Origin of the sequence: Paraburkholderia sp. A3BS-1L (assembly GCF_051125215.1) — a bacterium.
Classification (GTDB): domain Bacteria; phylum Pseudomonadota; class Gammaproteobacteria; order Burkholderiales; family Burkholderiaceae; genus Paraburkholderia.
This window is the reverse complement of sequence record NZ_CP120442.1, coordinates 1,781,413-1,794,002: the sequence shown is the minus strand read 5'-3', so window position 1 is coordinate 1,794,002 and position 12,590 is coordinate 1,781,413. Positions and strand designations below refer to the sequence as shown.

Below are 12,590 nucleotides of genomic sequence, written 5' to 3'. Positions count from 1 at the left end.
GCCCACGTTGCGGTAGCGCGGAAATGCACTCGCGCGCGTTGCGGCGAGCGGCTGGAGGCCCTTGACGGCACGTGCGCGCGCGTCCCGTCAAGGCACATCATGCCCGGGACGTCACGCGCGCGCTTTCGTGCGGGCCTGCCGCTCGACGAGCCGCGCGGCCAGGAAGCAATGCTCGGGCGAAAAAAGCCGCCGGTACGCGAGCACGACAGCGCCCACGGTGCCCAGCGCCGACGATGCCGCGATCAGGAACATGATCACGATTTGATAGCGCACCGCCTGCAGCGGCGATTGGCCCGCGAGCACCTGGCCCGTCATCATGCCGGGCAGGCTCACCACACCCACCACAGCCATCTGGTTGAGCGTCGGGATCATGCCCGCGCGCACGGCCTCGCGCGCGCTCGCCTGGGCCGCCTCCCAGCCGGTGGCGCCGAGCGCGAGGGCGCTTTCCACGCGGTCGCGCCGCGCCGTGAGTTCCTGCATCACGCGCTCGACGCCGAGCGACACGCCCGTGAGCGTATTGCCGAGAATCATGCCGAGGATCGGTATCGCATATTGCGGCTCGTACCACGGCCGAATCCGGATCACCACGAAAAGTCCCACAGCCGCCACGAGCCACGCGCTGACCCAGATCGATACGATGCTGTCCACGCGCTGGCCGAGATAGGTGCGAGCGCCGCGCTGCGAGCCCGCGATGCCGGCGATGAGCGTCATCAGTGCCATGAGCGGCAGCACCGCGTACCAGCGGTTGAACGCGAACACCCAGCCGAGCACGTAGCCGATGGCGAGCAACTGCACGACGGTGCGCACGGCGGCCCATGCGAGCTTGCGTTCGAGGTCGAGCTTGAGCAGCACCGAAACGGCGCCGTTGACGAATACCAGCAGCGCGGCGATGGCGACGTCGCCGATGCCGAGGTTCTGCAGCACGCCGGGGCTCATCGCAGGGCCCCCAGCGTGGCGTGCGTGGCGGCGGCCTCGTCGAGCACGCCCGCGCGCATCGTGATGTGGCGCGTGCCCACGCGTTGCGCCTGCGCAGGATCGTGCGAGACCCATACGGTCGCACGTGCGGCGCGCTCGTGTTCGAACCAGTGCGCGATCAGCGTCTCGACCGCGCGCGCCGATTCAGGATCGAGCGAGGCGGTAGGCTCATCGAGCAGCAGCGCCTCGGGATCGAGTTGCAGCACGCGCACGAGCGCCACGATCTGCGCTTCGCCGCCGGATAGCTCCGCGGTCTCGCGCGCGAGGAAACCAGCCCCCCGGCCCGCCGCGTCGAAGAGCGCACGCGCGCGCGCGACGTCGAAGGCTGCATCGCGATAGACCGCGAGCGAGAATGGATAGCGCAGATTGTCCTCCACCGTGCCGTCGATCAGCGCGGGCCGCTGCCGCACGTAGGCAATGTGACGCCGGTAGCGCGGAATCCGCGCGGACGCGATCGGTTGGCCATGCCAGTGCAGGGTGCCGCCGTCGAGCGGATCGAGCAGCGCGAGCGCACGCAGGAATACACTTTTGCCCGATCCGGACGGGCCCGTGAGCACGACGCGTTGACTCGCATGAAGCGCAAAATCGGTGGGCTGTAGCAAGACCTGGCCCCGCTGGGCATCGCGGCGCGTGATGCGTCTTGCTTCGATGAGCGGCGCGCTCGACTTCGGGTCAACGCCGGCCCGGCTCGAATCGTTGTGATGAGTCATCGGAGAATTACAGACAAATAGCAGCCACCGGGCACGCAGGCTGCTGCGCCATCGTTGGCGAAACAACAACGCATAACATGGAGTACGCATGACGTCACGGCAACCCCGCGGCTTGGGCCGCACGCTCGCCAAGATCTTCGCATGGCTCGCGGCCGGTGTCGTGGTGCTCGTCGCCGGGCTGGGCGTCTTCATTTACACCTTCGACTGGAATCGCGCCAGACCCTTTGTCAACGACAAGGTGACGCAAGCTATCGGGCGACCCTTCGCCATCGTCGGCAACCTCAAGGTGGGCTGGCGCCGGCCGCCGAACGAAACGGGCTGGCGCGCCTGGGTGCCCTGGCCGCGCTTCTCGGCCTCCCAAATCGAAGTGGCGAACCCCGACTGGACCCAGACGCCGCACTTTGCCACGCTCGATTCGATCGATTTCGATGTGGCCGTGCTGCCGCTGCTCGCGCACGACATCGTGATTCCGGCGATTCACCTCGAGAATCCGGCCGTCGATATCGAACGCCTCGCCGACGGGCGCAACAACTGGACCTTCAAGCTGGCGTCGTCGGGCGGGCCTTCCACATGGAAGCTTGATCTGCACGACATCACGTTCTCCAGCGGCAATATCGCCGTGAGCGACCAGCAGACGAAAACCGATGTGAAGATCGCCGTGAATCTGCTCGGCAAGGGGATTCCGATTGGCGAGGTGATGGCACAGCAGGAGGCCGCGTCGCGCCAGGGTTCCGCCGAGATGATCGGACGCGCCGGCGCGAACCGGCTCGCGCAGCAGGCGGAGAAGGCTCAGGCCTCCGAGGCGGCCGCCGCAAGCGCTGCATCCGCTGCGAGCGCCGCTAGCGCAGCTAGTGCCTCCAGTGCCTCCAGCGCTGCAAACGCTCCAAACGCTGCAAGCGCACCTGCGGCACGCAAGCCGAACGAGCCGTTCTACGCGTTCGGCTGGACCGTCAAGGGCACCTACAACAAGACGCCGCTGTCGGGCGCCGGCAAGTTCGGCGGCGTGCTGGCGCTGCAAGACGCAAAGCGGCCGTTCCCGCTCCAGGCCGACGTGCACGCCGGCGACATGCATATCGCACTGGTCGGCACGCTGACCGACCCCATGCATCTCGCCGCTGTCGATCTGCGCCTGTGGCTGCAAGGCCGGAGCATGGCGCATCTATACAGGCTGACCGGCGTGACGCTGCCCGAAACGCCGCCTTACGCAACCGAAGGGCGTTTCGTCGGCCAGTTCCATCGCGGTGCAAGCGTGTTCCGCTACGAGAATTTCACGGGCCGTGTGGGCGGCAGCGACCTGAACGGCACGTTCGTATACACGCAGCGCCAGCCGCGCCCGCTGCTGTCCGGCGAGCTCGTGTCGAACCTGCTGCAGTTCTCGGATCTGGCGCCGATCATCGGCGCCGACAGCAAAGCGAGCAAGGCGAAGCGCGGCGACACGGCCAGGCAGCCTGCCGGCCGGGTGATCCCCGTCGAGCCGTTCAAGACCGACCGCTGGACGTCCATCGACGCCGACGTGAAGTTCACCGGCAAGCGCATCGTCAAGCAGGGCAGCCTGCCGCTCCAGGACCTCTACACGCACGTGATCCTGACTGACGGCGTGCTCGAGTTCGAGCCGCTGCAATTCGGCGTAGCGGGTGGCCGGTTCGCCACGCGGCTCTCGCTCGATGGCAGCGGCGAACCGCTCAAGGCGCGCGGCACCATCACCGCGCGCCACCTGAAGCTCAAGGAGCTGTTCCCGAAATTCAAGTCGATGCAATCGGCGCTTGGCGAGATCAACGGCGACGCTTCGCTTTCCGCGACCGGAAATTCGCCGGCTGCCCTCGCGGCTACCTCCAACGGCGAGGTGAAGGCGCTGGTCACGCAGGGCACCATCAGCCGCCTGCTGATGGAAGCGGCAGGCCTGAACGTGGCGAATGTGGTCTACGAAAAGCTGTTCGGAAGCCGCGACGTGAACATCAATTGCGCGGCCGCCGATTTCGTGGCGACCAACGGCGTGCTCGATCCGCGCGTGTTCGCGCTGGACACCGACGATGCGGTGATCAACATCGACGGCCCCATCGATCTGCGCAACGAATCGATGGACATGAAGGTGCATCCGCACACCAAGGGTTTTCGGGTGTTCTCGTTGCGCTCGCCGCTCTACGTGAAGGGCACGTTCCAGAATCCGCACGTGGGCGTGGATGCCGCGGCGCTCGCGCTGCGCGGCGGCGCCATGGTGGGGCTCGGGCTCATCAACCCGTTTATGGCACTCTTGCCGCTCGTCGCGCCGAGCAATAACAAGCCGCTGCCGTGCGATCAGTTGTTCGCGCAGATCCGCCAGCGTCCGGCCGCACCGCCGCCGGGCCAGAAGATGCCTGCCTTGCCGCAGCCCGCTAGCGGGACGAAGGCGGTCTCGCCGCCTGCGTCACATGGCGACGCTGCGCAAACCGGCATACAGAGTCTCTACAAGGGCAGTTGAGGCAGATGGCCGACGCCGACGCATTGCAGCCGCGCAGATACAACAACGCCCGACGCTTGAGCGTCGGGCGTTGTTGAGGATGGCTCAGCGCAACTGTTGGCGCGGCGCGGGATCGCCGGTGGTGTCCTGGCGGCGTGCCGCGTGCCGCAAGCTGATGCCGGGCCGCGTCCCGCCGAACTCGGGCAGGATTCGCCCGCGCGCCCGGCTCGCGAACACGAGAAGGCCGAAGCCGTCGGCTTCGTACCAGTAGCCGCCGTTCTCGAGCCCCTCGATCGGTTGCTCGAGTGCATGCGCGATCGATTCGATGCAGCGCCGACGCAATTCGCTCGTGCCGGGATAGGGCGGATGCGCACCGCGGACGCTGCATAACAGCACATCGAGCCCAGGCAGCACGTGTGCATAGAGCACTGGTTCGTCCTGCGCGCGCGCACGTGCAATCTTGGTGTCGAGTTGACCAAACGGCTTGAAGTGGCTGAGTACGGCGAGAAACGACTCGTCGCCATCCGCCCTGATGCGTTTACGCTTTTTCGGGAAGGACATAAAAATTCGCCTGAAAAAGGTGGATTGCAAAAAACGCAGCGTTCCCATGCGACCACTCCCGGACTGGTGCGCCGCACGTCGATCCCTCAAGCATACCGATCTGCCAGTTCACGAGGACTCAGGCCCGTGAGGACCCTGTCGACACCCTCGTTGTGTCAGGCAAACGCCATGCCGGACCACACGTCGCGCTCATGTAGGTATCCCGGCGCTCTCTCGCTACCATTTACTTATCTCCGGTCTCAATAATAGACCTGCACGCGCGCGCAGTGTGACGATTTCTCTGGAAAATGCCGGCTTTTCTCACTACGTGGTGCGGGTCACCACATACGTTGTAATCTCATAATCTACCGGGGATAATGATTCGGCACGGGCGGCGCGGCCTTTTCGCGGCACGCGAGGACCTGGCCTGGGGTGGCCGGGCGGGGTAGGTCCGGCGCGCAAGCGCGGCCCGGAGCGGCATCTAATCAGACAGACATGAAACTGTTCGCCAAGGGGCTTTTGCTGATCGCGATACCGAGCGCAATCGAACTCGCGCTGCTCGGCCTCGTATTCGATACGCAAGGCGAGGCCGCCCTGGCTGCGAAGAGCGCTGAGAACAGCAAGCAGATTCTCTGGCAGGCCGCGGGCCTCGCCCATCCGCTGTTGCGCGAGGCCGCGCGGGTCCGCACGGCGATCGTGCTCGAAGATCCCTCGTTCATCGACCGTCGCGCTGTTTGGGCCGAATTCTCCGACCGCATCGCGCTGCTCGAGCATATGGTGAGCGACAACCCCAGGCAGCTCGCGCGCATCCAGCGCATCAACGACTCTGCGCGAACGTGGCGCGCGAGCTGTGGAAAGGTGGCCGACGCGCTGCGCGACGGTAATGCCGGGGGCTTCACGTATACGGGCGGCATCGGCCTGCCGCCGGAAATCGACGCGGTGCGCAGCGAGCTGGATGCGTTCATCGCCGAACAAACGCGCTTTGACGAAACGCGCAGCGCCTCGCTGCGCAAGAGCCGCGAGCGGCAGCAGGATGCGCTCATCTTCGCGGTCGCCGGGTCGATGTTGGTCTGGGCCGCCACCGCAGCAGTGTTCGCGCGCAATGTGAGCCTGCGCCTTGCCACGCTGAGCGCCAATGCGCAACGGCTCAGCGTTGGCGTGGCGCTCGCGCCGCCGCTTGCCGGCAACGACGAAATTGCCTCGCTCGACGCCGTGCTCAACCAGACGAGCCGGCGCCTGAGTGAAGCCGAGCATGAACAGACGGCGCTCAAGGCGCAATTGCAGGAGCGCGCCGCGGATCTCGCCGCCGCCAACGACAATCTGCGCCAGGAGAGCCAGGACAACGAGATGTTCATCTACAGCGTCTCACACGACCTGCGCTCGCCGCTCGTGAACCTGCAGGGCTTTTCGAAGGAATTGCAGGTTTCGTGCAGCGATCTGCGCGAGCAGATCGATCTGGCCGATCTGCCGCCTACCGAGCGCCGGCACATGATGGAAGTGCTGGACGGCGATGTCGACGAATCGCTGCAATTCCTGCGCCAGGCCGTGGCGCGCGCGGCAGCCATCATCGACGCGCTGCTGCGCATGTCGCGCGCCGGGCGGCTCGAGTACCGCTGGCAGCGCGTAAATGTGGGGCGGATTGTCGAGCGCGCGCTCGCCGGCCTCGCAGCGGGGCTCGCGCAGCAGGCGCGCATCGAGGTGCGCGAGCTGCCGCCCGCGTGGGGCGACCCCGCGGCGCTCGAGCAGATCTTCGGCAACCTGATCGACAACGCCTTGCGTCATCTCGATCCGGCGCGGCCCGGGCATGTGGAAATCGGCGCACTGGAGCTGGGCGAGGGCGCACAGGGCCGTGCGACGCTGCCCGCCACGTCGCTCGTCACGTCGCTCGTCACGTCGCTCGTCACGTCGCTCGTCACGTCTTCCGCGATTGCCGGCGCCACCGCGCGTGATGCCTCGCGCATATCGGGCACGCGCACCCGGACCTATTATGTGCGTGACAATGGCATCGGAATCCCGGCTGCGTATCTGCCCAAACTCTTTCGCGTGTTCCAGCGTCTGCACGGCGGCGAGTCGGACGGGCAGGGCACGGGGCTCGCGCTCGCGCGCCGCATTGCGGAGCGCCATGGCGGCCGCATCTGGGCCGAGTCGACGGAAGGCGCGGGTTCCACTTTCTTCGTCGCGCTGCCCGACGAGCCGCTGCGTGCAGCATGAGGGCACGACCATTGAATCGCATGAGGAAACCTCGGAGAGCGGTATGAGAGAGGGAGAGAGGGCCGAAAAGAAGGCGGACGACAGCGCGGGGACGCAGCCGGATCCGCACCCGGGCGGCGCGCGAGCCGACCTGGCGGCCGAGCCGGGCGAGCCAGGGCGGCGCGTGAGCATCGTGCTGATCGAAGACGACGATGGGCATGCCACGCTGGTCGAACGCAACCTGCGGCGCTCGGGCGTGTCCAACGGCTTTTTGCGTTTTCGCGACGGCCAGGAGGCGCTCGATTACTTCTTTGGCACGCCGGGTGCCGACACCGTTGCAGCGTCGAATTACCCGTCGCGGGAAGAACTGGCGAATTTCGTCGTGCTGCTCGATCTGCGCATGCCGCGCGTGGACGGCTTCGAAGTGCTGCGGCGGTTGAAGGCCGATCCCGTGACCGCTTCAGTGCCGGTGATCGTGCTCACCACGACCGACGATCCGCGCGAGATCGAGCGTTGTTACGAACTGGGCTGCAATGTGTACATCACGAAACCCGTCGAATATGACGCATTCATCGAGGCGGTGCGGCGGCTTGGATTTTTTCTCCAGGTCGTCAAGCTGCCGCCGGGGCATCGCTTCTTGCGTCCTTGATGTTTTCGATTCACGCAGGATCACCACGACAATATCGATACTGCCCGCGTCAGCGGCGCGGCGCCAGCCACAAGGGATGCTCGACGCATGAGCGGCATGAACGGCATGAATGATTTGAACGAAGGGGCGCCGATGTTGGCGGGCCCGCACGTGCTCGTCGTCGACGACGACGAGGGCATTCTGCGGCTCGCGCGCAAATCGCTCGTGCGGGCCGGCGCGCGCGTGGACACCTGCACGGGCGTTGGCGAGGCGCGCGCGGTGCTCGCGGCGCGCACGCCCGACGTGCTCGTGCTCGACTACCAGTTGGACGGCGCCGAGACCGGCCTCGACTTTTTCCGCCGTCTGCGTGCCGAGGACGTGCGCGTGCCGGCGATTCTCGTCACCGGTTTCACCGACGAATCGCGCGTGATCGCCGCGCTGCGCGCGGGCGTCTCCGACGTGGTGCCGAAGTCGGGCGATTACCTCGACTACTTGCCCGAAGCGGTGGCGCGCGTGCTCGCCCAGGTCGCGCTGCAGCGCGCCTCCGACCAGGCGCTGCTCTTGCGCGATCGCGAAGAGCACTACCGCACGTTGTCCGAAGCGCTGCCGCACCTCGTGTTCACCTGCGGGGCGGATGGCGAGTGCGATTTTCTTTCGAAGCAGTGGCGCGAATACACGGGCATCGACGCCGACACGACGCACGGCCTTGCGTGGCTCGACGCCGTGCATCCGGACGACCGCGACGAGATTCGCGACACCTGGCTCAAAGCCGTGCGCACCGCCAACGACGATTACCGGCACGAACTGCGTATTCTGCGCCACGACGGCGCATACCGATGGTTCGACGTCCGAATCGTTGCCATGCGCGATCCACGCGGCGGCGTCAACAAGTGGTTCGGCAGTTGCACCGACATCCATGCGCAGCGCGAGTCGAACGAAGAGCGCGAGCTGCTGCTGGCCTCCGAGCAGGCCGCGCGCCAGGCGGCTGAAGAAGCCAATCGCGCAAAGGACCGCTTTCTGGCGATGCTTTCGCACGAGTTGCGCACGCCGCTTACGCCCGTGCTGGCTGGTACGCGCCTGCTCGAGCAGATTGACGGCTTGCCCGACGCCGCGCGTGCGGGCGTGCTGATGATTCGCCGCAATATCGAACTCGAGGCGCGCCTGATCGACGATCTGCTCGATCTCACGCGCGTCGCGAACGGCAAGCTGAGCCTCACGCTCGACACGGTCGACGTGCACGAGGTGATCGACGCGGTGCTCGAACTCTTTCACAGCGAAATCCAGATCAAGCAGCAGGACGTGCACGTCGAGCGACTGGCGCAGCATCACTACGTGCGCGGCGACCGCGCGCGAATGCAGCAGATGTTCTGGAATCTCGTGCGCAACGCGGCGAAATTCACGCCCGACGGCGGCCATATTTTCGTGCGCACCCGCGATGAGCGCATGCATGTAGTGATCGAAGTCGAGGACACCGGCATAGGTATCGCGCCTGACCAGATCGGCAAGCTCTTTCACGCCTTCGAGCAGGGTAGCCACAACATGACGCGGCAGTTCGGCGGCCTCGGCCTCGGCCTCGCGGTGACGAAGGCGCTGACCGAGGCGCATGGCGGCACCGTGAGCGCGAAGAGCCCGGGGTCGCATTGCGGCGCGACCTTCACGATCGTGCTGCCGACTGCGGAGCCCGCTTCGGGCGCCGCTCGCCCTGCGGACCACAGCGGGCCGCACCGTGCGGGTGCGCTCGACATCCTCCTGATCGAGGACCACGACGACACGGCCGAGGTCATGTCGCAATTGATTCGCACGCTCGGCCACGACGTTTCAGTGGCCGCGAGCGTGGCCAGCGCGCTCGCTCTCACGGCCGCGCAGCATTTCGATCTGGTGGTGAGCGATATCGGTTTGCCGGACGGCTCGGGCATCGACTTCATCCGTGCATTCCGCAAGGAGTCGGCGGCGCCGGCCATCGCGCTCACGGGCTTCGGCACCGACGACGATGTGCGCCGCAGTCTCGACGCCGGCTTCACCGCGCATCTCACGAAGCCCGTGAATTTCGAGCAACTCGAGCGTTTGATCGAAGCGACGGTGACACAGCGCGCAGGCGATGCATCGGTGGCATGAGCGTCGCCCGCGAGATCGAAAAAAAAGCCCGCGAAAGCGGGCTTTTTTTTGACTGTCCTTACTTCTTGAGCGAGTCGCGAATCTCGCGCAGCAGCAACACGTCTTCGGGCGTGGGCGGCGGTGCGGCCGGCGCGGGCGGTTCCGACTGGCGCAGCTTGTTCACGAATTTCACCATCAGAAAGATGATGAAGGCGAGGATCACGAAGTTGATCAGCGCCGTGATGAACGCACCGTAGCCGAACACGGCCACGCCGGCGGTTTGCAGATCCTTGTACGAGTCGGGATTGCCCTTGAAGGTGTCGGGAATGTGGCCGAGCCGGACGAACAGGTTCGAGAAGTCGAGGCCGCCCGTGACGACGCCGATCACCGGCATGATGAGATCCTTCACGACCGAGTTGACGATGGTGGAGAAGGCGCCGCCGATGATCACACCGACTGCGAGATCCATCACATTGCCTTTGACGGCAAACTCCTTGAACTCCTTGATGATGCTCATGAGCGGGCTCTCCTTGAACGGGGCGGCAAAGGCCAGGGGGCGTAAGGGCACAATGGCGCAATGATAGCGAACGCATCTGCAATGCGGTAGCGATTTGACACTGCATGACATTGTGTCGATGGCCGGCCCCGCGTCGCGGGGCCTCAGTGAGCCTGCTCGATCTGCTCGCTAAAGCGTTGCGGGTCGGTATTGGTCCCGCACAGCAGGACGCCCACGCGCTTGCCCTCGAGCGTGTCGCGCAGCGGCCCGTAAAGGCCCGCGGTGGCTGTTGCGCAGGCCGGCTCGACGGCCAGTTTCAGTTCGTCGAAGAGCAGGCGCATCGCCGTGCGCAGGGCGTCGTCCGAGACCGTGACGACGCGCTCGACATGGCGGCGGCATAGCGTATAGCTGTACTGCTCGGTGTGCGGCGACATGAGCGAGTCGGCAATCGTCTGCATGTGGGTCATGCGCACCGTGTGATTCGCCGCGAAGCTGCGGCTCATTACGTCAGCGCCCTCGGGCTCCACGCCGTAGACACGCACGCGCGGGTTGGCGAGGCGCAGCGCCGTGGCGACGCCCGCGGCCAGCCCGCCGCCGCCGATCGGCACGATCACGGCGTCGAGATCGGGTGCCTGGGTCGCCCATTCGTAGCCGAGCGTCGCCGTGCCGAGCACGGTGCGACAGCCGTTGAACGGGTGCACGAAGTAGCGGCCTTCCTCGGCCTCGATGCGGCGCACGATCTCGAATGCCTCGCGGTTGTCGTTGGCCCGCACGATTTCGGCGCCCAGCCTTCGGCACTGCTCGACGCGCGCTTCGCTCACGCTGCGAAAGAGCACGACCTTCACGCCGATGCCAAGCCGCTTTGCCGCGTACGCGACGGCGATCGCATGATTGCCGCCCGAGACGCAGGTGACGCCCGCACTGCGCTGCGCCGCGCTGAGCGCGAGCAGGTGCGTGAACGCGCCGCGCACCTTGAAGCTGCCGCTCGCCTGCAGCAGTTCGAACTTGAAGTTGACGTGCGTGCCGCCGAGCGAGGGCAGGTCGTGGCGGTCGAACACCGGCGTGCGCAGCACCCACGGCGCCAGCATGAAGTGCTGCGAGGCGATCTCGTCCAGGGTTGGAACGGGTTCGCCGTCGATCGTGCGATCGGTGGGCAGCGGCGTGGCGGTTGACATGGCGTTGGACCTGCGCGCGGGACGAGTGTGTTGAGGAGGAGCGCCTCGGTGACTACTGTGCCTGCGCCTGAACCGAAAGGCCGTGCACGAGCTTGCGCAGGAAGCCCTCGCACGCCGCGAGCTGGTCGAGCGAGACGAATTCGTTGGGCTTGTGCGCCTGCTCGATGTCGCCCGGGCCGCACACCACGCTCGGAATGCCTGCACGCGCGAAGAGGCCCGCTTCTGTGCCGTACGCTACCTTGTGCCGCGTGCGGTCGGCGGTGAGCGCGCGCACGAGCTGGGTGATCGCGGCTTGCTCGCTGTCGTCGAGTCCCGGCGCGGCAGCGATTTTCATGAACTCGATCGCGCCCGCTGCATTTTCGCGCTGCATCTTCGGCACGAGCGTTTCGCGCGCGTATTGCTCGATGCGCGCGAAGATCGCGTCGGGGTCGAGTGTGGGCAGGTTGCGGAATTCGAAGGCGAAGCGGCATTCGGCCGGCACCGTGTTGATCGCGTTGCCGCCTTCGATCGTGCTGGTTTGCGCGGTCGTGAACGGCACGTCGTAGAGCTCGTCGAATGGGCCTTTCGCGCGGAACTCGTCGGCCATATCGCGGATGTAGCAGATCAGGCGCGCCGCGTATTCGATGGCATTCAGGCCGCGCGGCGTGAGCGACGAATGGGCAGCATGGCCGCGCACGCAGCATTGATACGCGTTGATGCCCTTGTGCGCCACGATCGGGCGCATGCTCGTGGGTTCGCCAACGATGCAGCCCTCCGGGTTCACGCCGCGCTTGACGAGATCTTCGATCATGAGCGGGGCGCCCACGCAGCCGACTTCCTCATCGAACGAGAGCGCGAGATGCAGCGGCTTCGCGAGTTTGATCTGCTGGATCTCGGGCACGAGCGAGAGCGCTGTGCCGATAAAGCCCTTCATGTCGCAAGTGCCACGTCCATACAGCAGGCCGTCGCGAATCTCGGGCTTGAACGGGTCGCTGTCCCACTTCTGGCCGTCGACGGGCACCACGTCGGTGTGGCCCGACAGCACGATGCCGCCATCGGTCGAGCCGTCGTGGGCGGGCAAGGTGGCGAACAGGTTGGCCCATTTGCCGTTGTGGCCGTAGGTGAGCGTCGCTTCGATGCCGCGCGCGCGCAGGTCGTCGCGCACGGTCTCGATCAGCCCGAGATTCGGATGGCGGCTGACCGTGTCCATCGACACGAGGCGGGTGACCCATGGGAGCGCAGCGGGGAGAGAGGCGGATGACGATGCTTGGGAAGACGGCGTGGACGACTGCGCTGAATCAGCGGCGATGGTCATGATGGACTCCAGCTTGCTTGTCTATCCATATTACCCAAAAAGAATCGCTCA

10 protein-coding genes are annotated in these 12,590 nt (G+C 66.0%); 4 read left to right on the top strand and 6 right to left on the bottom strand.

The window, feature by feature from the left end; translation table 11 throughout:
* Positions 1-111: 111 nt before the first annotated feature.
* Both P5W99_RS08050 and P5W99_RS08045 read right to left on the bottom strand, forming a co-directional pair.
* The gene (locus tag P5W99_RS08050; protein WP_421024041.1) at positions 112-936 is read right to left on the bottom strand and encodes an ABC transporter permease; all 825 of its coding nucleotides are present in this window, start codon (positions 934-936) and stop codon (positions 112-114) included.
* On the bottom strand, positions 933-1,685 hold the full coding sequence (locus P5W99_RS08045) for an ABC transporter ATP-binding protein (protein WP_421024040.1): 753 nt from the start codon (positions 1,683-1,685) through the stop codon (positions 933-935). Before P5W99_RS08045 ends, P5W99_RS08050 begins: the two co-directional genes overlap by 4 nt.
* 88 nt (positions 1,686-1,773) lie before the next feature.
* Here P5W99_RS08045 and P5W99_RS08040 point away from each other — a divergent pair, with 88 nt between their 5' ends.
* The gene (locus P5W99_RS08040) at positions 1,774-4,143 is read left to right on the top strand and encodes an AsmA family protein (RefSeq protein WP_434660196.1); all 2,370 of its coding nucleotides are present in this window, start codon (positions 1,774-1,776) and stop codon (positions 4,141-4,143) included.
* A gap of 84 nt (positions 4,144-4,227) precedes the next feature.
* Here P5W99_RS08040 and P5W99_RS08035 read toward each other — a convergent pair whose 3' ends face one another.
* The gene (locus P5W99_RS08035; RefSeq protein WP_434660194.1) at positions 4,228-4,731 is read right to left on the bottom strand and encodes a hypothetical protein; all 504 of its coding nucleotides are present in this window, start codon (positions 4,729-4,731) and stop codon (positions 4,228-4,230) included.
* A gap of 426 nt (positions 4,732-5,157) precedes the next feature.
* On the opposite strand from P5W99_RS08035, the gene P5W99_RS08030 reads away from it, so the two are divergent.
* From P5W99_RS08030 to P5W99_RS08020, 3 genes are all read left to right on the top strand, one after another.
* Positions 5,158-6,873: a sensor histidine kinase gene (locus tag P5W99_RS08030; protein ID WP_434660192.1), complete on the top strand. Its 1,716-nt coding sequence runs from the start codon at positions 5,158-5,160 to the stop codon at positions 6,871-6,873.
* A 43-nt stretch (positions 6,874-6,916) separates the two neighbouring features.
* Positions 6,917-7,501: a response regulator gene (locus tag P5W99_RS08025; RefSeq protein ID WP_421079520.1), complete on the top strand. Its 585-nt coding sequence runs from the start codon at positions 6,917-6,919 to the stop codon at positions 7,499-7,501.
* A gap of 96 nt (positions 7,502-7,597) precedes the next feature.
* Entirely contained in the window at positions 7,598-9,595 is a 1,998-nt protein-coding gene (locus P5W99_RS08020) for a response regulator (protein ID WP_434662489.1), read from the top strand.
* Between the two features lie 58 nt (positions 9,596-9,653).
* Here P5W99_RS08020 and mscL read toward each other — a convergent pair whose 3' ends face one another.
* From mscL to argE, 3 genes are all read right to left on the bottom strand, one after another.
* Positions 9,654-10,091 (bottom strand): large conductance mechanosensitive channel protein MscL, encoded by a 438-nt coding sequence (gene mscL, locus P5W99_RS08015; protein WP_421024034.1) that lies wholly within the window; start codon positions 10,089-10,091, stop codon positions 9,654-9,656.
* Positions 10,092-10,234: 143 nt separating this feature from the next.
* Positions 10,235-11,245, bottom strand: a complete 1,011-nt coding sequence (locus P5W99_RS08010; protein ID WP_421043740.1) for a threonine/serine dehydratase — start codon at positions 11,243-11,245, stop codon at positions 10,235-10,237.
* A 52-nt stretch (positions 11,246-11,297) separates the two neighbouring features.
* Positions 11,298-12,539 carry an acetylornithine deacetylase gene (gene argE / locus P5W99_RS08005; RefSeq protein ID WP_421079518.1) on the bottom strand — a complete coding sequence of 414 codons (1,242 nt, stop codon included), beginning with the start codon at positions 12,537-12,539 and terminating at the stop codon, positions 11,298-11,300.
* Between the last annotated feature and the right edge of the window lie 51 nt (positions 12,540-12,590).

Bases quoted from the DNA above. Each gene is read 5' to 3' on its own strand.
- P5W99_RS08030 (WP_434660192.1), top strand. From the start codon at position 5,158: ATGAAACTGTTCGCCAAGGGGCTTTTGCTGATCGCGATACCGAGCGCA.
- P5W99_RS08010 (WP_421043740.1), bottom strand. From the start codon at position 11,245: ATGTCAACCGCCACGCCGCTGCCCACCGATCGCACGATCGACGGCGAA.
- P5W99_RS08020 (WP_434662489.1), top strand. From the start codon at position 7,598: ATGAACGGCATGAATGATTTGAACGAAGGGGCGCCGATGTTGGCGGGC.
- P5W99_RS08050 (WP_421024041.1), bottom strand. From the start codon at position 936: ATGAGCCCCGGCGTGCTGCAGAACCTCGGCATCGGCGACGTCGCCATC.
- mscL (WP_421024034.1), bottom strand. From the start codon at position 10,091: ATGAGCATCATCAAGGAGTTCAAGGAGTTTGCCGTCAAAGGCAATGTG.
- P5W99_RS08025 (WP_421079520.1), top strand. From the start codon at position 6,917: ATGAGAGAGGGAGAGAGGGCCGAAAAGAAGGCGGACGACAGCGCGGGG.
- P5W99_RS08040 (WP_434660196.1), top strand. From the start codon at position 1,774: ATGACGTCACGGCAACCCCGCGGCTTGGGCCGCACGCTCGCCAAGATC.
- P5W99_RS08035 (WP_434660194.1), bottom strand. From the start codon at position 4,731: ATGGGAACGCTGCGTTTTTTGCAATCCACCTTTTTCAGGCGAATTTTT.
- P5W99_RS08045 (WP_421024040.1), bottom strand. From the start codon at position 1,685: ATGACTCATCACAACGATTCGAGCCGGGCCGGCGTTGACCCGAAGTCG.
- argE (WP_421079518.1), bottom strand. From the start codon at position 12,539: ATGACCATCGCCGCTGATTCAGCGCAGTCGTCCACGCCGTCTTCCCAA.